The sequence below is a fragment of the Bacillus cereus group sp. MYBK101-2 genome (genome assembly GCF_051918845.1).
GTDB lineage: Bacteria > Bacillota > Bacilli > Bacillales > Bacillaceae_G > Bacillus_A > Bacillus_A paranthracis.
The window spans coordinates 15,154-34,622 of record NZ_JBQAIE010000008.1; the positions used below are offsets into that span (position 1 = coordinate 15,154).

The window sequence follows — 19,469 nt, forward strand, 5'->3', positions numbered from 1 at the left end:
GACTCTATATTTCACACTGAATACCATATCCATAGTCTTTCTTAGGGAACGGGGCCAAACGAGGAAAGGAGAATAAAGTGAAACTTTAATCAGCCCTCACCAATCGGACTTTTATGGTCAGCCTGCCCCCACCTAACGCCTTTGCTTTCGCTGAATTTTGAGATGGGGGTCTTACTGCCCATTAAAGTGGGATAAAAAAAGTCCTTCCTCATTTCCATGTAAAGAAGGACCTTTCACCTAAAGGTAACGATATATCTTATCCTAAATTTGAAATCATTTTTTCAGTTTCAAAAGATTGAATCACACTATTTGTTTGCTCTTCAAATTTCTCATGTAATAGCTTGAGCGCTAATTCTGTTCTATATATTTCTTGGCGGATAAAATGTAATTCCTTTTTATCGCACGTATCCTTTTCGCTCATTTCAATTTGCTGATACTTCTCTAGGTGAGCTTGTAACTTCAACAACTCATCCATCGTTTCCAATTGCTCTCCTACCAACTTATCAAAATCGTTCATTACTTACCCCCTTTTGGACTTATTTATCATTTATTATTCCTCATTACATATTTCTAATCTTTAACTTCCTTCTCCTTTGACTACATTTGTTGACTTATTAGAAGTTATGTCGTTCGTTTTATTTTCATTCCCATGACCAAAGCACAAAGAAAACACTTCTCTCGAATTAGAGAAGTGTTTTTCTTTCATTACTGATTTGAACTAGAAGATTGTGATTGTTTTGCAGCTGATTGTGCATTTTGTTTTTTCACAGCATGCACGTCTGTTTCAGTTGCAAATTCAGTACCATAACTAGCGTTTGCACTTTGTGCACCAGAAGCTTGTGCTTTCTTTGCTTCTGATTGCGCGTTTGCTTGTTTTACTGCTTGCACATCTGTTTCAGTTGAAAACTCTGTACCATAACTAGCATTTGTACTTTGAATGCTAGCACCAGAAGTTGCCTTGTTATAACCTTGTTGTTTTTTACTCATCTTTCTCACCTCCACAACCAATAATGTAACCAATTCACTTAGAAGCTATCCGTGATTTTCTTTTTTTAATCTCCGTATATATCTCTTGTCACTCATTCAAACTATAGAAAATGGAGGTGGAAATATGTATATAGGACGCGATATGACTGAACTAACGATGGTTTCAAAAAATGAATGGAAAGAAGATGAATTAGCTTATTTTCATCATTCATTACAACAGATTCTGCCGTATTTAAATGCAGAAGGTCAAAGTATTTACAAAGAAATTGTAATAGAAATTGAATCAAGAGGCGGCTTACAAGAAGGTGATGCTAGTTGGACTCATGGGACGAAAATTTCTTACGATTAAAAAAGTGTTCCCAACCTGGGAACACTTTTTTTGTTTATTGCATTGTAATTTTCTCAACACAACTCTCATAAATCGTACGATGCGATTTAGAGAAAGGTAACTGCTCAAATGCTTCTTTCGATACAAATTTCAATGTATCTGTTTCAACAATATCACCAGTTACTTTTCCGTAAAATACGAATATATCCCAAGTACGATGTGTAAACGTATGTTGTACATTCATTGCGTATTCTTCAATAGAAATCGAAAGCTCAAATTTTTCTTTCATATAATCTATAAGCTGTTCCTTCTGATTACGAATCCCTTCGCCAAGTTCAATATTCGGAAACTCCCACATATTAGCTAATAAACCGGTACTTGGACGTTTATTAATGACGTAACGACCATCTTCCGTTTGAAGTACTCCTGCAACAATCGGTACCATCGTAGGGGCCTTTGCTTTACTTTTGACTGGTAATTCCTTTTGAACACCTTCAGCATATCCCCTGCAATGCTCACGTACAGGACAAAGTAAGCATGCTGGATTTTTAGGAATACAAATCAGTGCTCCTAATTCCATCAAACCTTGATTAAAATAAGATGGATTTTCTGCCGAAATAATTTCACGCACAATCTCTTCAAACACTTTTCTCGTTTTTGGTTTTGCAATGTCATCCCATACTGATAAAATGCGAGACAATACACGCATTACATTTCCATCAACTGCCGGCTCTGGTATACCATAGGCAATACTTAAAATAGCACCTTTTGTATAGGGGCCGACTCCTTTTAATTTTTCAATTTTCTTTACATCACTTGGTACTATCCCGCCATATACTTCTTTTACTTCTTTTACGGCCGCATGTAAATTTCTTGCTCTAGAATAATAACCTAAACCTTCCCATGCTTTTAACACTTCTTCATCATCAGCATTTGCCAAAGCTTCTAGAGTAGGAAACTTCCCCATAAAATTCGCGTAATATGGTTTTACAGCTTCTACTCTAGTTTGCTGCAACATAATTTCCGAAACCCAAACACGGTATGGATCTTTATTTTTACGCCACGGTAAGTCGCGTTGCTCTTTTTCAAACCAACCAATTAAATCATTTTGAAACTGCTCTATGTTAAAATTATTTAATATTTCAAGTGTCAAACTTGATCCCCCTCATTTTTTTGCATATAAGTACTATTATAAAGATTTTAGGAAAAAATTTAAGTAAGATGACATAGGAAATAGAAGGCAAAGGACTTGAGGTATCGAATAAAAAGAGTTACATTAATAAAAAACGGAGGTGGATTTCTATGGACACAGCCACTCACCTTGTTATGGGCGTTACTCTAGGCAGCTTGGCCACGTTAGATCCAGCCATAGCACAAAGTGATATTGGGCCACAAGCAGTTATGCTCGCTACAATTGCTGGTTCCAATATTCCTGATATCGATACAGTTTTAAAATTGCGTAATAACGCTAAATATATAAGAAATCATCGCGGGATTACTCATTCCATTCCTGCAGTGATTCTTTGGTCATTCCTTATAAGTGGCATCTCTTTCGCCTTCTTTTCAGACGCTCCATATTTGCATCTACTACTTTGGTCATTTATTGCCGTCTTTCTTCATGTCTTTGTAGATATTTTCAATGCCTACGGTACACAGGCATTACGACCCTTCACAAAAAAATGGGTAGCGCTAGGTATCATTAATACATTCGATACCGTCATTTTCTTCATCCATATACTCGCAATTGCTTGTATGCTCGTAGGTTCCCATAAAGGGTATACTGCCTTAGCAGCGTATATATTGATGATTGTTTACTATATCGGACGGATTATGATGCATAGAAATATAAGAAGCGTTGTACAAAAACGTTTCAAACATGTTGAGAAGATAATTATTTCTCCTTCTTATCGATTTTATCATTATCATTTAGCAATCGTTACAACCAATTATTACTACGTTGCTAGATGGCATCGTGGTAACATCATGGTATATGATAAGTTCGATCGGGTACCGTTCCCAGATAATGCTATTATGCGCGCAGCTAAACAAGATGAAAACATCTCAGCATTTTTATCTTTCTCCCCTGTATATCGCTGGGACATTTTCGATTATGATCATTATTATGAAGTTCGATTCATTGATTTGCGATATCGCAGTAAAGACTATTATCCATTCGTTGCAATCGTTCAACTCGATCATAATTTAAATATTATTAGTTCCTATACAGGATGGATTTTTAGTGAAGAAAAACTTCGAAAAAAACTGGAGTTACTTCCACATTAAAAAAAGCGACTTCAGTCGCTTTTTTTAATGTTTCAAATGATCTTCTTGATTGATTAAATGGCTATATTTCGGATTATTTGTACGCATTTCATGAAGGCGTACTCCATGATTATTAATCCATGATCGCACCACTTGTTCAGTCATTTCTTCTCCTTGATAACGACCTGATTTCGCATAAGTCGTTTGAAAATCTTCCCACAGTAATTCAACCCACGCACGAGCTTGCGCGTAAGAAAGTTTGTCATTTTTGTCTAATAGTTCTTTCGTTAATGCTTCATAAATATCATTCATGTTCTAATCTCCTTTACCTAATTATCCCTTCATTTCTAAAGGATAGTTTCTTCTATTTTGCACATTCTATAATTGATACTTCTTCAAGAGGTATCAACTGATGATGAGGAGGGCGTTCGCAATGGGTAAACAAGCCGAATTTTGGTCTGAGTCAAAAAACAACAGCAAAATCGACGGTCAACCGAAAGCGAAATCACGCTTCGCTTCGAAGCGACCTAACGGCACAATTAACACGCACCCACAAGAACGTATGCGTGCTGCAAATCAGCAGGAAGAATAGTAACAAAGTAACTTAACTTCCTACACGAGGTGATAAAGATGAGCTACCGTGATCGCTTAGATAGTCGTTCTGAATTATTTAACCATACGTGGACTCGTCCGAAACATGCAAAAGCGCAAGTTAACGGACAGACGCAACAAACCCAGTCTCTCATTATATTGGCGAATGAATGTAAAAAACGCCAATTTTAGAATCTCCTATCTCCTGTAACGCCTACCAAAGATGAAAACCAGAGAGATATTCGCTCTCTGGTTTTTATTTTTCTTGTAATAAAGAAATCGGGATTCCGATCTCTTCATTATCATTTTGCTTATGTCCCCAAGCAAATACCCCATTGAAATACGTAATTTCAAATAATATACCAGGTTCTTCTACTAATTCATATGTCTCACCGATATGGAATTTGTTTATGTCAGTCATATAAGCGCGAGCCATTGCTATCTTTCGCATTAATACATCGAACTCATTTACAATTCCAAGTTGCTCAGCTTTTATCGCTTGCTCTTTCAAAAGCCCAATTTCTTCCCTTAGCTCATATGGTGTCATTTCACTGTAGCGCTTTGGCATATTCATCTTATTCTCCTCATCCCTCTTCGCGTTTCATTTGCAAAAATACCTCTATTTCATCGATAGAGAATCCTTTGCGATATAACGCTTGTTTCATCTTATTTTCGAATGTCCATCCATCATGCTTCTTATATTTCTCATAATATTTATTCCCATGATAGTGTAACGCTTCTTGTTGCTTTTCGTCATCTTTTTCGTCTTTCAATTCTTCTAAACAAATTTGAATCACATCTCTAGAATATCCTTTCCGAACAAGCATTTCGTCTAACTTTAGCTTCATTTGTAAAAAGGAATGCTTTTGATAAGATTTCTTCTTCTTTTCTATAAGAATGAAAGCATTCTCAATTTGCTTTTCCTTCGGATATTCTTGTAAACTATGCGTAATAATTAAATCCTGAACACCTTTATTTAACAACTCTCTTTTAATAACAGTAGGACCTTTTCGATTCACATTGCTTTGCGTTCTCGTATATAAAATAGCATACTCTTTATCATTAATATATCGGTCATGTAATAATTTCGAAACGACTTCAGAGATGATGGCCTGTCCCACTTCTTTTTTTCGTAAAAAATCTTCTATTTCTAGTTTCGTTCTCATTTGATAGGATAAATAGGAGATTGCTTGTAAATATGCTTTTTGTACCTCTTCATTGTACAAAATATTTCCTAACGCTATTTCATCAATTTCTAAGCCCTTTTGTAATCCGTGTTTTATTAAGATTACTTCATTGACACTAAATCCGTACTCTTCACCTTGACCTTTATCAATATAAATATTAAATCGTTCTTTCGATCGTTTTTGGACTTCTATTTTTGTAATGACAGCCATACTCTCACCTCTCTATTATTTTAACATAGTCGAGGAACGTTTTTGCTTTTCAAGAATATATATAATGAGGAGGAAATAATTGTGAGAATCGCAATTTCTGGTGGTACCGGCTTTATCGGTACATACCTTTCTACTTTTTTCATTCAAAAAGGATATACGGTTTACATTCTGACTCGAAACAAAACGACTGAAACTTCCGATCCTAACCTTCAATACGTACAATGGACACCAGATTTACAAACCTTCCCTCTCTCTTCTATTGATGTAGTTATTAATCTAGCTGGAGAGTCTATTAATAGTAGATGGACAAAGAAACAAAAAAAAGCCATTGTAAACAGTAGAATTCAAACGACAAAAGGACTCATTAAACAATTGCAGACACTCACCATAAAACCGCACACATTTATTAACGCAAGCGCTATTGGATACTATGGAACGTCTGAAACCGAGTCTTTTACAGAACAGCATGAGCCTCCTGGAGATGACTTTTTAGCACATACAGTATATTCATGGGAACAAGAAGCATCCAAAGCACGCGCTCTCGGAATACGAACAATCTACGCAAGATTTGGAGTCGTATTAAGTGCAGATGGAGGAGCTCTTCCAAAAATGCTACTCCCCTATCAATTCTATATCGGCGGTACAATTGGCTCTGGAAATCAATGGTTATCATGGATTCATATAGACGATGTCGTTCGCATGATTGATTTCATCATACACAAAGAAGAAATTGATGGACCGCTTAACATTACAGCTCCCCGCCCTATAAGAATGAAGGAATTCGGAGAAACCATTGCAGCTATAATGAAAAAACCTCATTGGTTACCTGTCCCTTCATTTATGCTTCGCATTTTACTTGGTGAGATGAGCATACTTGTACTAGAAGGGCAACATGTATTACCTAGTAAAGCAATTGAGCATGGGTATGAATATACATTTCCGGCAATAGACCATGCATTACAAAATATACTTTCGCATACAATGTAGTACTTCTAAAACACAGTTTTACAGAGGGCCCTTTCAAAACTTTTATTTTCTAGCATCCGGAGCATTATTACACAAATAATCTTTCAGTTACTTTCCCTTACATTCCATTAACATTATAAAGTAACAGAAATGAGGTACCTATGAAAATATTGCTCAAACAAGCCATTGTCTATCCTATTACATCCCAAAAATTTCAAGGGGATGTACTCGTTATAGGAGAAAAAATTGCTGAGGTCAAGCCTTCCATTCAACCTACTCAAGAGATGACAGTTATAGACGCACGTGCTCTTCATCTCTTACCTGGATTTATTGATGTCCATACCCATCTTGGTCTCTATGATGAAGGTACTGGTTGGGCTGGCAATGATGCAAATGAAACGTCTGAAGTTTCAACACCACATATCCGTTCTTTAGATGGAATCCACCCTTTGGATATTGCATTTCAAGATGCGGTACAAAATGGAATTACAACTGTTCACGTTATGCCAGGAAGTCAAAACATTATCGGTGGTACGACTTGTGTAATAAAAACAGCTGGAACTTGTATTGATCATATGATTATCCAAGAACCTGCTGGTTTAAAGATTGCCTTTGGAGAAAATCCTAAAAAGGTCCATAGTAATGGCACAAAAGAGTCCATTACGCGTATGGGAATTATGGGATTACTTCGGGAATCATTCTATGAAGCACAGCACTACGGGCATGAAGCTGATTTTCGAATGCTTCCTATCTTAAAAGCATTACGCCGTGAAATACCCGTACGTATCCACGCTCACAGAGCAGATGATATTAGTTCTGCTCTACGCTTTGCAACAGAGTTCAATCTTGATTTACGTATTGAACATTGTACAGAAGGACACTTTATTGTTGAAGAACTTTCAAAACACAATTTGAAGGTTTCAGTTGGCCCCACGCTTACACGCCGTTCTAAAATCGAACTAAAAAATAAAACATGGGATACTTACCATATATTATCAAAAAATGGAGTGGAAGTTTCCATCACAACAGATCACCCCTATACACCCATTCAATATTTAAATATTTGTGCTGCTGTCGCAGTAAGGGAAGGATTAGACGAAAAAACTGCACTAGAAGGAATCACTATATTTCCAGCGCGAAATTTACGTTTAGAGGATAGAATTGGAAGTATTGAGGCTGGAAAAGACGCTGATCTTGTGCTCTGGACCCATCATCCTTTCCATTATTTAGCCAAGCCTGTACTAACTATGATTGATGGAAAAATAATTTACAAAAAAAATAAAAAAAACTAGTTTATTTTTTTGACTAGATAAAGTATTATACGATTATAAACTGAATGAAACCATAATCAATTTGTGTCGTGATTATCATTTTCAAATTGATGAATGGGGAAGGCAAATGGTGCGCCACCAGCGTTAGAAACTGGTTCTAGTGGGTTCGATTCCCACCCCGAAATTTTTTAAAGATTGATATAAAAATTTCGAGGGTGGGGTGTTTTTTCGTCATGCTACCCTCGTGTGAGGAGGAGTTAGTATGTTGAAAAAACGCGACTTACACGACAGCCACGTTCTATACGAGTTAATGGTGGATCCAGCTGTCTTCCCTTTTGTGCGTCAAAAGGCTTATTCTTATGAGGAATATTTATTTTTAACGAAACAAACGATTGAAGCTGAAGAGCGTGGGGAATTAATTTCACGTACAATTTTAGATGAATGGGGTAACCCTATCGGAACAATTACTTTATTTGATGTGCAAGAAAAAGCCGGATTCCTTGGAACATGGCTTGGCAAACCTTATCACGGAAAAGGCTACAATAAATTGGCAAAAGATTCATTTTTTAGCGAACTTTTCTACGAGTTAGATATTGAAACGATTTTTATGCGTATTCGCAAAATAAATATTCGTTCTATTAAAGCTGCAGAAAAATTACAATATGTAAATCTAGCAAACGAAACAAGAAAAGCCGTTTATGATGAAATTAACGCAAATGAAGAAGTATATAACTTATATGAAATTCCAAAAGATCAATATACACTTGCTACAATGCGAGATACAACGTTCCAAGATTCTCATCACTTAAAAGAAGCGTAATCTAAATTTTCAGAAATAATAATTAACCATTAACATTTTGATATATACGTATATCACCCCATGTCTTTGGAAACGATAAATAGTGACTTTAGGACACGAGGTGATTTGTAATGGATAAAAAGAAACGTGACAAAACAAAAAACGCATTATCTAGTACACAAGAAGTTCTCTACCAACGAGAATTTCGTAAAGCAGATCGCGCAGCGGGTTATCGTTCGAAAAGTATTTAAAGTGAGAATGAATAATTAGAAGTTCTCCCCCCTAATTATTCATTCTCATTACATATTTTTTCTACGTGATAGAGTAAAAAAAGGTTCCTTATAAATAAGGAACCTTTTTTATGTGGATAACGTTATCCACATAATTTATAGAATTGTGAATAAATTGAATAAATCTTTCAAAAGTTTATATATTGTAACGTACATCAAATGTTAGAATTGTGGATATTTTTCTAAAAATTGTGGATAATGTGGATATAGTTGTTAATATTCCGACTTTACTGTTTAATGAAAGCGCACTCTTCATGTGGATAAGTCTTTATCTTCGAAAATAATAAAGAACCCTCTTTAAACATACAAAAGAGGGTTTCATATTAAGTAAATGATTGTGCAAGAGCAGGTGATTTAATAGGTATATGATTCGGTTCTACATGGTTTTCTGCCAAAATTGTATCCACAATATGATCAGCTGGCTCTGGACGATAAATACTTTTCATCGCTTCTTTCATTTGAAGAAGCCTCATATCATCTTGTAATAACGCCTCTGTTTTTGCAAAAACCTCACTATCATCACGAATGACAACTGCAGCCCCTTTTCTTTCAAAGTACATCGCATTTTCATTTTCTTGTCCTGGAACAGGCTTATATAAAATGACAGGTACTTGCAATGCTGCCGCTTCACTTAACGTAATACCGCCTGGCTTTGTAATCATACAAGAAGTAACACGGAATAGTTCATCAATATTTTCTACATAACCAAATACTTTTAATGCATCAGGATTTTTTTCCTGTAATCCTACCAAATCCTGTTTTAACGCTTCATTTTTCCCACAAACGACAACTACTTGTAAATCAGGTACTGACATAAATGATTGGCATAGTTCTTTTACACTTCCTAATACTCCATGAGCACCTGCTACAATTAGTAAAATCTTTTTATTCTTACATAACTGATATTTATTATATATAATATCTGAATTGATCTTTAACTCAAAACTACTACGAATCGGAATTCCAGTTTCAACAATTTGCTCCGCAGGCACACCAATATCAACCATAACTTTTTTTACGTGATCAGTTGCTACAAAATAACGATCTACTTCCCGATGAATCCATATTTTGTGCACACAAAAATCCGTTAATACGTTATACACAGGAATTGAAATACCTGTTTGCTTTTTTAATTCTGGTACAGCTATAATCGGAAAAGTATTAATAACAATATCCGGTTTCTCCGCTTGTAAAAGTAATTTCAAACGTTTCCTTCCAAAATTTGCATACCAAGATGCTATTTTTTTATCATAAATTTTTTCTACGCCATAATAAAACAAGCGGTACAATTCTTTTCCTATTGTATAACTTTTTAAATATAAATATTTTGTAATATCGGTTATAACCGGATGTGATTCTCCGAACAAATCGCATACAATTACATCTTTAATTCCTTTTTGGCGAAATGTTTGCTCTAATGTTTTCGCTACTTGCACATGACCGTTACCGTAATGTGCAGTTAATATTAAAACCTTGGGGTTTTTTATCAAACAAATCCACTCCTAGCTTATTGTTTCTCCATATTGCATATACGACAATAGGAAAAACATTTTCCTTAAAAATTACATAAACAGACTCTAATATTTCTCTTTCAGCTATGTACCTGTCGTGGATATGCAAAGCATATAAGATTGACCCCTTAATCCTATCTGTGCTCATATCTTTACATTATACTTTCCTATAAGAGCTTTCGCAATAACTTACAAATGTTCTCTATTCCATGATACTCACTCTTTTACTTCTTAATTCTTTTTACTATTTTGATTTCCCTTTACAATTATGTAAATTTCTCTACTTATTCCTTACAAAAATATGGATATTCTATTTTTAGTATACTCTTTTCTCTATATATACTCTAGGTTTTATTGTAAAGAAAGCAAAAAGCCTAATCCAATATTTGGATTAGACTGCTTGTAAAATATGTCTTGCTTCTTCTACATTTTTTTCAGTAGGTGGTTCTACATTCGCAAGTGGATACTTATGTCCAAGTGCCTCCCATTTATATACACCAAGCTTATGATATGGTAACACTTCAACTTTTTGAACATTAGACAGACTTTGAATAAAGCTAGATAACTTTTGTAGATCCTCTTCATTATCAGTAACACCAGGAACTAATACGTGTCGTACCCAAATCGGTTTATTTTTATCCGATAAATAACGAGCAAATTGTAAAATATGTTCATTTGGTTTTCCTGTTAATTTACGATGTTTCTTTGAATCAATATGTTTTAAATCCAATAAAACTAAATCTGTGTACTCCATTAAAATATCTAGCTTATTTTGGAATTCTGGTTCTTCAGAATAACAACCACCCGAAGAGTCAATTGTTGTATGAATTCCAATTTCCTTACATTTCTTAAATAATTCAATTAAGAAATCTAGTTGTAATAATGGTTCCCCACCACTAACTGTTATACCGCCTCCGGAAGCTTCAATAAAAGGAAGGTAACATGTCACATCCTGCATTACTTCTTCGACTGTTATTTCTTTTCCTTTACCGATCTCCCACGTATCAGCATTATGACAATATTGACAACGTAATAAACACCCTTGTGTAAATATGACATAACGAATTCCTGGGCCATCAACAGTACCACAAGACTCTACAGAATGAATTCTTCCTTTTACCATGTTACTTCCTCCTTTATTGAAACAGCCTCCCTCTGCTATTTATAAAATGCAGAGGGACACTTTTTTCATTTACATGCTTTCATGCATTGTACGGTTAATTACATCGATTTGTTGTTCACGAGTTAATTTAATAAAGTTTACAGCGTAACCAGATACGCGAATTGTTAATTGTGGATATTTCTCAGGATGTTCCATTGCATCCATTAATGTTTCACGGTTAAATACGTTAATATTTAAGTGATGTCCTTCTTTTACTGCATAACCATCAAGCATTGATACTAAGTTACGTACTTGTACTTCATCCTCTTTACCAAGTGCTTTTGGAATAATAGAGAATGTATTAGAAATGCCATCTTGTGCATCTTCATATGGTAATTTAGCTACAGATAATAATGAAGCTAACGCACCTTTTGTATCACGTCCATGCATCGGGTTCGCACCTGGTGCAAATGGTTCTCCAGTACGGCGACCATCTGGAGTGTTACCAGTTTTCTTACCGTATACAACGTTAGATGTGATTGTTAAGATTGACATTGTATGAACGGAATTTCTATATGTTTTGTGTTTACGAAGTTTATTCATAAATGTTTTCACAAGATTTACAGCAATTTCATCTACACGGTCATCATTGTTACCGTATTTAGGGAAATCTCCTTCAATTTCAAAGTCAACTGCAATTCCGTTTTCATCGCGAATTGGTTTTACTTTTGCGTATTTAATTGCACTTAAAGAGTCTGCTACTACAGATAGACCCGCGATACCTGTTGCCATTGTACGAAGAACATTTGTATCGTGAAGTGCCATTTCAATACGTTCATAGCTATATTTATCGTGCATGTAGTGAATAACATTTAATGTGTTTAAATATAGACCCGCTAACCATTCCATTGTCATATCAAACTTATGCATAACTTCTTCATAATCTAATACTTCAGAAGTAATCGGTGCGTACTCAGGACCAACTTGTGCTTTAGATTTTTCATCTTTACCACCGTTAATCGCATATAGCAATGCTTTTGCTAAGTTTGCACGTGCACCGAAGAACTGCATTTGTTTACCAATTCTCATTGCAGATACACAACAAGCAATTCCGTAGTCATCGCCATAGTCAGCACGCATAATGTCATCATTTTCATATTGAATTGCTGATGTTTTAATAGACATTTTCGCACAGTAGTTTTTAAAGTTCTGTGGTAATTGTTTAGACCAAAGAACTGTTAAGTTTGGTTCTGGAGCTGGTCCTAAATTATCTAATGTATGCAAGAAACGGAATGAGTTCTTTGTTACTAATGGACGACCATCCAATGCCATACCACCGATAGACTCAGTTACCCAAGTTGGGTCACCAGAGAATAACTCATTATAATCAGGTGTTCTTGCAAATTTCACAAGACGTAATTTCATAATGAAGTGATCCACAATTTCTTGTACGTCTTCTTCTGTTAAAGTACCATTTGCTAAATCTCTTTCAATATAAATATCTAAGAATGTAGAAGTACGTCCAAGACTCATTGCAGCTCCGTTTTGCTCTTTAATTGCTGCAAGATATGCAAAGTATAACCATTGGAATGCTTCTTGAGCAGTTGTTGCTGGCTTAGAAATATCAAAGCCATGAGAAGCAGCCATTTGTTTTAACTCTTGAAGTGCACGTATTTGCTCAGATAACTCTTCGCGTAAACGCATTGTATCTTCACTCATTACACCACCAGTTAAATTTAAATCTGTTTTCTTCGCTTCAATTAAATGATCTACTCCATATAATGCTACGCGGCGGTAGTCACCGATAATACGTCCACGTCCGTATGCATCTGGAAGACCCGTAATAACACCTGATTTACGAGCAGCTCTCATTTCTGGTGTATAAGCATCAAATACACCTTGGTTATGAGTTTTTCTCCAATCTCTGAAAATACGACTAAGCTCTTTATCCATTTCGTATCCATAAGATTCACAAGCTTGTTCCGCCATACGAATACCACCATATGGTTGTAAAGAACGTTTAAATGGTTTATCAGTTTGGAAACCGACTACTTTTTCAGTCTCTTTATTTAAATATCCTGGTTCATGTGATGTAATAGAAGAAACAATTTTTGTATCCATATCAAGAACGCCACCGTTTTCACGTTCTTTCGTTGTTAAATCCATTACTTGATCCCAAAGTTGTTTCGTTGCTTCAGTTGCTCCCGCTAAGAAAGATTCGTCTCCCTCGTAAACGTTTACATTATTTAAAATGAAATCGCGAACATCAATCTCTGCTTTCCATTTTTCACCTTTAAAGTTTTCCCATGCGTTTTTAACATTTTCTAATACTTGAGTCATCCTAATCTCCTCCATTTTTGATTAGTACAGGACTAAGATTTTTTATATAACAGCTTACACACTTAGAATACTACTTTTTTACGAAAGTGAACGAAATAGTTGTGACATGTTTGTGAAATATTGAGCAAACTACTATATACATAGTGTTAACTTCATTTGAAAGTCTTTAAAATTAACCCTTTCCTTAATTGTATTTTTTTGGTATTCTTATATACGAGTCCTATTTTGTAATATAAAAACAATACCCATTGTAGAGCTGTAATACTCTTATCTCCTAATCTGTTATAGTTTTTTATAACAGAACAAAAAAGTGTACATATGTTGTACACTTTTTTGTTACTTATAAAATATCTCTTTTTCTATTTCCATCATGGAATCCACCACGACTGCCTGTTAATACAATTAATTGCTCTAACCCTTCTATATGATCACCTATAATTCGAAGTACAGCTGGTGGATGACCTATTTTAGCAAAATGTTCACTGGGACGAATACGGTTCATCTTATCGACTTCAACACGACTTACACATGCAACTTCAAATCCTGAAAGAATAGCTTTCACTTGGGCTACACACGGTGCCAGTAAAGATCTATATCCAATTTCTTTCAAACACTTACGACTAAACGCATTCGGTACAGCGATAAGAGAGCCTACGCCTAGATCTTTTCTATCACAAGCTAAATTTAATGCATATTTAAATGCAGTTACAAGATGAAGCGGTACTCTTAAATCTAAATAATGATTTAGATCATTTAATGCAACATCTGTTCCATCTGCAATAGCTTTCGCAAAAGGATATAACTCACTCGCTGGAATAACAAAATCGCCGTCTATAAATAACACAATTTCTCCTTTTGCAAAATACGTTCCAAGTGAGCGCCCCACATCATTTCCGAGTGCTTCTTTATATACGATTGTCGTTGCTCCCTTTTCTTTTGCAATCGTTGCTGTTTGATCAGACGAACCATTTACAACAACGATAATTTCAAAAGGTTCAATTTTGCGAAGTTCTTCTATAACGTTTCCAATTGTTTTCTCTTCATCTTGTACAGGAATAATGACCGATAATTGCTTTCCCTTATACAAATTAGATGTAACGCCCCATCCTTGATAAAAATCTTCAAAATCTAAAGTATGATAGACACTATCTCTTTTCCTATTTCCATCACAATACCCTCCGCGCTCATCGCTACCTACTATTCGCTCCGCTACAGCTTCTATATGGTCACCTATCATCCGTTTTTCAGAATGAGAAAGACCTGCGCCATACGCAGCATGCTCGGTCGGCCGAAATTTATTTGGCGTAATAACGTCAATTGCACAATGTCGACTAATTCTCCATTTGCTTTGAACTAGACGTAAATGAGCGAGAATAGGATTAACAAAACATTCATATCCAATACTTTGAACAACTTCTTTCGTCAACGCATGAGGTACAGCTAATAAAGAATCAATTTTTAACTCTTCACGCTCTAATATTGCATTTAATATTTGGCGCCATACTGTAATAGAATTAGGTTTTTGCCTTTTTAAAAATAATGCGTCCAAATTATTTAAAACTACATCTGCCTGATTGTATAAAATCGGATTAAGAAATAACTGTAATTTTGAAGTTTGAATAGCAAAATCGCCATCTATAAATAGTAGTACATCACCTATAGCTTCTTTGGCACCAGCTGCACGTCCAACATCATTTCCAAGCTTTTCTGTATACCGCAGTACTTTACATCCTAAATGCTCAGCAACTGTTTCTGTACCATCAGTACAACCATTTGCTACTACAATAATCTCTAATGGATTTAATCCTTTTACCGATTGAATAACGTCTGAAATCGTATCGATTTCATTACATGCAGGAATAATAACAGATAATGACTTAGCCATTGTCTTCTTCACGAAACCACTTAATTGTTTCCTTCAATCCGTCTTCCCACGTTACTTTCGCCTGAAATTGAACAAGCTCTTTTAATTTTGTTACGTCCGGTCTTCTATTTGGAATTTCCTCAAAGCCATGTGGGTATACCTCTTCGAAAGGAACTTGAACAATTTTCGAAGAAGATTTCGTTAGTTTTTTAATTACTTCTGCTACTTCTTTTATACTCTTTTCATTCTCAGAACCTATGTTAATAATTTCACCATTTACCTTTTCATCCATCGCTCGAATCGTTGCCTCTACCGCATCACTTACATACGTAAAACAACGTGTCTGCTCTCCATCTCCATATACGAGAATGTCTTCTCCTTGCAAAGCCGCACTAATAAATCGCGGGATTACCCCTGCATACGGACCATCTTTCGCTCTTGGACCATAAATATTAAAATAACGAACAATCGTTACCGGTAAACCTTCTAATGCGTATCCTAAACATAATGTTTCTTCTAATGTTTTACACACTGCATAACTCCAACGTATTTTAGAAGTTGCCCCGTATAATCGATCTCCCTCTTCAGAGAAGGGTGGCTTTGCCTTACCATATACTTCTGAAGTAGACGCAAAAACTACTTTCTTCTTTCCTTTTAGCGCTGCTTGTAAAATGTTTCTCGTTCCATCAAAATTCGTTTCAATAAGCTCTATACTCTTTTCCATTGTCGTTTTCACACCTAAAATTGCTGCTAAATGAAACACTACATCATGTTGATTTACTAATTCATAAATAGAATTTTTATCTAAAACACTTATTGGAATAATCCGAATTTCTTTCATTAACTCATCATGATATTTATTTCTCCCTTTATAGAAGTTATCAACGATAGTGACATCATAACCTCTTTTCACCAGCTCTTCAGCTAAATGCGATCCAATAAATCCTGCTCCACCTGTAATTAAACATTTCTTACTCATACACTCACCTTCTTTATAATTCCACGTGTATCTACGACTTGCTTTATCCCTTTAAAAACCTTCCAATCGATATTAGAGTGGTCTGTTAAAATTAAAATACAATTCGCTTGTTTAACGACTTGTTCATCCAAAGAAACAGATTGATACACCTTATCTCCAAACTTTGCAGAAGAAATATATGGATCGTGATATTCGATTTCATATCCTTCTTTTATTAACAATTCAATAATTGGTAAAGCAGGTGATTCTCTCAAATCATTTACATCTTTCTTATACGCAACTCCTACAATTAAAACTGATGCAGGTGATTGCACCATACCTTTTACTTTCCTGACTATTTTCTCTGGCATTTCTTCATTAATCACATGTGCAGCCTCAATTAATTGACTAATTTCCCCATTTCTTTTTATTCTCCATTGGAAATATAAAGGATCTACTGGAATACAATGTCCTCCTATTCCTGGTCCTGGCCAATATGGAGTAAATCCAAACGGTTTTGTAGATGCCGCTTCAAGCGCCTCATAAAAATCAATTCCTAAACTTTCACATAGTGTGTTTAACTCATTTACTAAGGAAATATTGACTAGGCGCTGAATATTTTCAAATAACTTACACATTTCCGCTACTTTCGGAGAACTAACTGGAACAACTACATCAAATGTAGTGCTATACAACTCCTGAACTTTTTGTTTACACTTTTCTGTTTGTCCACTAATAACTTTTGGAATCGTTTGAACAGAATAGTGACTATTAGCCGGATCAATTCTCTCAGGGGAATATCCGATATAGAAATCTTCTCCTACCTTTTTCCCTGTTTGAGAAATAATAGGAATGATAACTTCCTCGAGTGTACCTGGATATGTGGAGCTTTCAAAAATGAAGGTTTGTCCTTTTTGAAGGTTTTGTTGTATATAATGTGAGGCTGAAATGAGGGCACTTAAGTCTGGTTCTCTTTGTTCATTAATTGGAGTCGGGACAGTAACAATAACATAATCACTATTTTGAAAATCAGCAATACCTTGATCCGGTGTATTTACTATTAATTTTTTTTTCGTCAATAAACTTTGTAACTCTTTAGAAGAAACATCCGGAATATAACTTTCTCCTTTTATAATTGATTCTATTTTTCTAATATCTTTATCTAACCCAAGTACTGTATGCCCTCTCTCTGCAAAATGGACTGCTAAAGGAAGGCCAACATACCCTAAGCCAATAATAGCTACTTTACTACTATTCATTTGTATTCTCTTCTTCCCTTCTCAATTGTTGAATGATATCTCTATCTCTATCTCCATCCGTAAAGCCACCGCGTTCGTCCGTACACTGTAATAAATACGCAATCGCCTCAATTTGATCACCGAAAATACGATCAAATGCTGAAATACGCCCATTTACAAATTCGTGTTGCTCTGGACGTACTCGATTTGTTTTTATAACATCTACTAACTCTACTGCTGTAATAGAGAATCCTTCTAAAATAGCTTTTATCTGAGCTAATGGAGGAATCACAAGAGAATCATAACCAATTTTCTCTATTACTTTTTTATGCATAGCGTGTGGTACTGCTGTTAATGAGTTATTCCATAAATCTGGTCGCTTCGCTATCAAATTCACAAAATATTTTCCCATGCTAATTGGATCTGCTGGATGAAACATATCTAATAAACACTGTAAATCATTTAATGCCACATCACTTCCATCTTCAATAGCGCGCAAAAATAGAATTAAATTTGTTGCTGGAATAACAAAATCACTATCAACAAATAAACAAATATCTGCCGTAGCATACATGGCCCCTATCGCCCGTGCTACATTATGCCCAAGCGTTTCCTCCAACTCAACAACAATAACATTCTCTAGCTTTACTTGTTTAATGGTCTTTACGGCAGCTCCATTCGCAACAACTATAATTTCATCTACACCCGCTTTTTTCACTTCCTGTATAACAGACCTTATAGTTGTTTTCTCTTCTGATACTGGGATAATGGCACTATATTTCGCTTTTTTCTTTTGCAATAAAACTGGTTTATACTTTCCTACAAACTCCCTATCTTTATTGCCCTTAGAAAAACCACCGCGATTACCGTATGTTTCGATTACGTATTGTAAAGCTCGCAAATGATCACCCATAATACGACTAGTCGCTTTCGGATAAGGAGAGCCAGGTGATGTGCCCGTATGGACAGGACGAACTTTATTTGTGTAAATGACATCAACTGAAGCCATATCAGAAATATCTACTCCTCTAGACATCGCCATCGCTTGAAATAGTGCTGGGTCCGCTAAATTCCACCACCCTAGTTTTTCAATCACTTCACGACTGATTGCATGTGGTATCGCAATTAAAGACCCTACAACAAATTCTTTCTTGTTCAAATAACGATTTAACATATATTTTCCAACCGTCGTATAATGCGGTCGTACTTTTAAATAAACAGACCATGTTAAGTTATTCAAAACAATTTGATGTCCTTGTTGTATTCCTTTAATAAAAGGATATAATTCTTCACTTTTCATGACGATATCACCGTCTAAAAATAAGACAATTTCACCTTTTGCTTCTCTAGCGCCAATTGCCCGTCCCACATCATTACCAAGAGAATATCTATAATAAATCACACGACAATTATGCTGTAGCGCTATTTCTTTCGTACCATCTGTCGATCCATTATCTACTATGATAATTTCATATGGTTCCAACTTCCTTACTTCTACTAAAACTTTTGATAAAGTACTTGCTTCATTATGCACTGGAATCACAACTGACACTCTCATACTTGTA

At 35.4% G+C, this 19,469-nt stretch carries 21 protein-coding genes; 8 read left to right on the forward strand and 13 right to left on the reverse strand.

Annotated features, from left to right (window positions below):
- Positions 1 to 256: 256 nt before the first annotated feature.
- Positions 257 to 517 carry a YgaB family protein gene (locus ACTFSI_RS16430; protein WP_000997582.1) on the reverse strand — a complete coding sequence of 87 codons (261 nt, stop codon included), beginning with the start codon at positions 515 to 517 and terminating at the stop codon, positions 257 to 259.
- 188 nt (positions 518 to 705) lie between these two features.
- The gene (locus ACTFSI_RS16435) at positions 706 to 987 is read right to left on the reverse strand and encodes a gamma-type small acid-soluble spore protein (protein WP_000039045.1); all 282 of its coding nucleotides are present in this window, start codon (positions 985 to 987) and stop codon (positions 706 to 708) included.
- Positions 988 to 1,111: 124 nt separating this feature from the next.
- On the opposite strand from ACTFSI_RS16435, the gene ACTFSI_RS16440 reads away from it, so the two are divergent.
- Complete coding sequence (locus ACTFSI_RS16440; RefSeq protein WP_000275444.1) at positions 1,112 to 1,336, forward strand: hypothetical protein; 225 nt, start codon at positions 1,112 to 1,114, stop codon at positions 1,334 to 1,336.
- 34 nt (positions 1,337 to 1,370) lie between these two features.
- On the opposite strand, the gene mutY is transcribed toward ACTFSI_RS16440, so the two are convergent.
- Complete coding sequence (mutY, locus tag ACTFSI_RS16445) at positions 1,371 to 2,468, reverse strand: A/G-specific adenine glycosylase (RefSeq protein WP_000171401.1); 1,098 nt, start codon at positions 2,466 to 2,468, stop codon at positions 1,371 to 1,373.
- Between the two features lie 149 nt (positions 2,469 to 2,617).
- Between mutY and ACTFSI_RS16450 the strand changes: the two genes are divergently transcribed.
- A complete protein-coding gene (locus ACTFSI_RS16450; RefSeq protein ID WP_000379127.1) occupies positions 2,618 to 3,598 on the forward strand; it encodes a metal-dependent hydrolase in 981 nt (326 codons plus the stop codon).
- A 24-nt stretch (positions 3,599 to 3,622) separates the two neighbouring features.
- Here the strand turns inward: ACTFSI_RS16450 and ACTFSI_RS16455 are convergent, their stop codons facing one another.
- Positions 3,623 to 3,889, reverse strand: coding sequence for a YfhJ family protein (locus tag ACTFSI_RS16455; RefSeq protein ID WP_000998158.1), 267 nt, complete (start codon positions 3,887 to 3,889; stop codon positions 3,623 to 3,625).
- Positions 3,890 to 4,010: 121 nt separating this feature from the next.
- Between ACTFSI_RS16455 and ACTFSI_RS16460 the strand changes: the two genes are divergently transcribed.
- Together ACTFSI_RS16460 and ACTFSI_RS16465 are read left to right on the forward strand one after the other, a co-directional pair.
- Positions 4,011 to 4,169: a small, acid-soluble spore protein K gene (locus tag ACTFSI_RS16460; protein WP_000517891.1), complete on the forward strand. Its 159-nt coding sequence runs from the start codon at positions 4,011 to 4,013 to the stop codon at positions 4,167 to 4,169.
- 38 nt (positions 4,170 to 4,207) lie between these two features.
- Positions 4,208 to 4,360 (forward strand): YpzG family protein, encoded by a 153-nt coding sequence (locus ACTFSI_RS16465; RefSeq protein WP_000122093.1) that lies wholly within the window; start codon positions 4,208 to 4,210, stop codon positions 4,358 to 4,360.
- Positions 4,361 to 4,424: 64 nt separating this feature from the next.
- Here ACTFSI_RS16465 and ACTFSI_RS16470 read toward each other — a convergent pair whose 3' ends face one another.
- Both ACTFSI_RS16470 and recX read right to left on the reverse strand, forming a co-directional pair.
- Positions 4,425 to 4,742 carry a YfhH family protein gene (locus ACTFSI_RS16470; protein ID WP_001057032.1) on the reverse strand — a complete coding sequence of 106 codons (318 nt, stop codon included), beginning with the start codon at positions 4,740 to 4,742 and terminating at the stop codon, positions 4,425 to 4,427.
- A gap of 10 nt (positions 4,743 to 4,752) precedes the next feature.
- On the reverse strand, positions 4,753 to 5,565 hold the full coding sequence (recX, locus tag ACTFSI_RS16475; protein WP_138322512.1) for a recombination regulator RecX: 813 nt from the start codon (positions 5,563 to 5,565) through the stop codon (positions 4,753 to 4,755).
- Positions 5,566 to 5,646: 81 nt separating this feature from the next.
- Between recX and ACTFSI_RS16480 the strand changes: the two genes are divergently transcribed.
- The 4 genes from ACTFSI_RS16480 (at position 5,647) to ACTFSI_RS16495 (ending at position 8,852) form a co-directional block, all read left to right on the forward strand.
- On the forward strand, positions 5,647 to 6,552 hold the full coding sequence (locus ACTFSI_RS16480) for a TIGR01777 family oxidoreductase (protein WP_138322513.1): 906 nt from the start codon (positions 5,647 to 5,649) through the stop codon (positions 6,550 to 6,552).
- A 140-nt stretch (positions 6,553 to 6,692) separates the two neighbouring features.
- Complete coding sequence (locus ACTFSI_RS16485; RefSeq protein ID WP_000698305.1) at positions 6,693 to 7,823, forward strand: amidohydrolase; 1,131 nt, start codon at positions 6,693 to 6,695, stop codon at positions 7,821 to 7,823.
- A gap of 241 nt (positions 7,824 to 8,064) precedes the next feature.
- Positions 8,065 to 8,622, forward strand: a complete 558-nt coding sequence (locus ACTFSI_RS16490) for a GNAT family N-acetyltransferase (RefSeq protein ID WP_000914738.1) — start codon at positions 8,065 to 8,067, stop codon at positions 8,620 to 8,622.
- A 110-nt stretch (positions 8,623 to 8,732) separates the two neighbouring features.
- The gene (locus ACTFSI_RS16495) at positions 8,733 to 8,852 is read left to right on the forward strand and encodes a YfhE family protein (RefSeq protein WP_000358485.1); all 120 of its coding nucleotides are present in this window, start codon (positions 8,733 to 8,735) and stop codon (positions 8,850 to 8,852) included.
- 362 nt (positions 8,853 to 9,214) lie between these two features.
- On the opposite strand, the gene ACTFSI_RS16500 is transcribed toward ACTFSI_RS16495, so the two are convergent.
- The 7 genes from ACTFSI_RS16500 to ACTFSI_RS16530 form a co-directional block, all read right to left on the reverse strand.
- A complete protein-coding gene (locus ACTFSI_RS16500) occupies positions 9,215 to 10,381 on the reverse strand; it encodes a diglucosyl diacylglycerol synthase (RefSeq protein ID WP_000594714.1) in 1,167 nt (388 codons plus the stop codon).
- A 412-nt stretch (positions 10,382 to 10,793) separates the two neighbouring features.
- On the reverse strand, positions 10,794 to 11,525 hold the full coding sequence (pflA, locus tag ACTFSI_RS16505) for a pyruvate formate-lyase-activating protein (protein ID WP_000238474.1): 732 nt from the start codon (positions 11,523 to 11,525) through the stop codon (positions 10,794 to 10,796).
- Positions 11,526 to 11,594: 69 nt separating this feature from the next.
- Positions 11,595 to 13,844 carry a formate C-acetyltransferase gene (gene pflB / locus ACTFSI_RS16510; RefSeq protein ID WP_000195490.1) on the reverse strand — a complete coding sequence of 750 codons (2,250 nt, stop codon included), beginning with the start codon at positions 13,842 to 13,844 and terminating at the stop codon, positions 11,595 to 11,597.
- Between the two features lie 340 nt (positions 13,845 to 14,184).
- Positions 14,185 to 15,729 (reverse strand): glycosyltransferase family 2 protein, encoded by a 1,545-nt coding sequence (locus ACTFSI_RS16515; RefSeq protein WP_044790844.1) that lies wholly within the window; start codon positions 15,727 to 15,729, stop codon positions 14,185 to 14,187.
- Positions 15,722 to 16,687 carry an NAD-dependent epimerase/dehydratase family protein gene (locus ACTFSI_RS16520; protein ID WP_070805158.1) on the reverse strand — a complete coding sequence of 322 codons (966 nt, stop codon included), beginning with the start codon at positions 16,685 to 16,687 and terminating at the stop codon, positions 15,722 to 15,724. The genes ACTFSI_RS16515 and ACTFSI_RS16520 overlap by 8 nt, the downstream gene beginning before the upstream one ends.
- The gene (locus tag ACTFSI_RS16525; protein WP_044790794.1) at positions 16,684 to 17,925 is read right to left on the reverse strand and encodes a nucleotide sugar dehydrogenase; all 1,242 of its coding nucleotides are present in this window, start codon (positions 17,923 to 17,925) and stop codon (positions 16,684 to 16,686) included. Before ACTFSI_RS16525 ends, ACTFSI_RS16520 begins: the two co-directional genes overlap by 4 nt.
- The gene (locus ACTFSI_RS16530) at positions 17,918 to 19,462 is read right to left on the reverse strand and encodes a glycosyltransferase family 2 protein (RefSeq protein ID WP_001266464.1); all 1,545 of its coding nucleotides are present in this window, start codon (positions 19,460 to 19,462) and stop codon (positions 17,918 to 17,920) included. Before ACTFSI_RS16530 ends, ACTFSI_RS16525 begins: the two co-directional genes overlap by 8 nt.
- Positions 19,463 to 19,469 lie beyond the last annotated feature (7 nt).

Excerpts from the sequence above, each read along its gene's own strand:
- ACTFSI_RS16430 (WP_000997582.1), bottom strand. The coding sequence starts at position 517 with ATGAACGATTTTGATAAGTTGGTAGGAGAGCAATTGGAAACGATGGAT.
- ACTFSI_RS16435 (WP_000039045.1), bottom strand. The coding sequence starts at position 987 with ATGAGTAAAAAACAACAAGGTTATAACAAGGCAACTTCTGGTGCTAGC.
- ACTFSI_RS16440 (WP_000275444.1), top strand. The coding sequence starts at position 1,112 with ATGTATATAGGACGCGATATGACTGAACTAACGATGGTTTCAAAAAAT.
- ACTFSI_RS16450 (WP_000379127.1), top strand. The coding sequence starts at position 2,618 with ATGGACACAGCCACTCACCTTGTTATGGGCGTTACTCTAGGCAGCTTG.
- ACTFSI_RS16455 (WP_000998158.1), bottom strand. The coding sequence starts at position 3,889 with ATGAATGATATTTATGAAGCATTAACGAAAGAACTATTAGACAAAAAT.
- ACTFSI_RS16460 (WP_000517891.1), top strand. The coding sequence starts at position 4,011 with ATGGGTAAACAAGCCGAATTTTGGTCTGAGTCAAAAAACAACAGCAAA.
- ACTFSI_RS16465 (WP_000122093.1), top strand. The coding sequence starts at position 4,208 with ATGAGCTACCGTGATCGCTTAGATAGTCGTTCTGAATTATTTAACCAT.
- ACTFSI_RS16470 (WP_001057032.1), bottom strand. The coding sequence starts at position 4,742 with ATGAATATGCCAAAGCGCTACAGTGAAATGACACCATATGAGCTAAGG.
- recX (WP_138322512.1), bottom strand. The coding sequence starts at position 5,565 with ATGGCTGTCATTACAAAAATAGAAGTCCAAAAACGATCGAAAGAACGA.
- ACTFSI_RS16485 (WP_000698305.1), top strand. The coding sequence starts at position 6,693 with ATGAAAATATTGCTCAAACAAGCCATTGTCTATCCTATTACATCCCAA.
- ACTFSI_RS16490 (WP_000914738.1), top strand. The coding sequence starts at position 8,065 with ATGTTGAAAAAACGCGACTTACACGACAGCCACGTTCTATACGAGTTA.
- ACTFSI_RS16495 (WP_000358485.1), top strand. The coding sequence starts at position 8,733 with ATGGATAAAAAGAAACGTGACAAAACAAAAAACGCATTATCTAGTACA.
- pflA (WP_000238474.1), bottom strand. The coding sequence starts at position 11,525 with ATGGTAAAAGGAAGAATTCATTCTGTAGAGTCTTGTGGTACTGTTGAT.
- pflB (WP_000195490.1), bottom strand. The coding sequence starts at position 13,844 with ATGACTCAAGTATTAGAAAATGTTAAAAACGCATGGGAAAACTTTAAA.
- ACTFSI_RS16515 (WP_044790844.1), bottom strand. The coding sequence starts at position 15,729 with ATGGCTAAGTCATTATCTGTTATTATTCCTGCATGTAATGAAATCGAT.
- ACTFSI_RS16520 (WP_070805158.1), bottom strand. The coding sequence starts at position 16,687 with ATGAGTAAGAAATGTTTAATTACAGGTGGAGCAGGATTTATTGGATCG.
- ACTFSI_RS16525 (WP_044790794.1), bottom strand. The coding sequence starts at position 17,925 with ATGAATAGTAGTAAAGTAGCTATTATTGGCTTAGGGTATGTTGGCCTT.
- ACTFSI_RS16530 (WP_001266464.1), bottom strand. The coding sequence starts at position 19,462 with ATGAGAGTGTCAGTTGTGATTCCAGTGCATAATGAAGCAAGTACTTTA.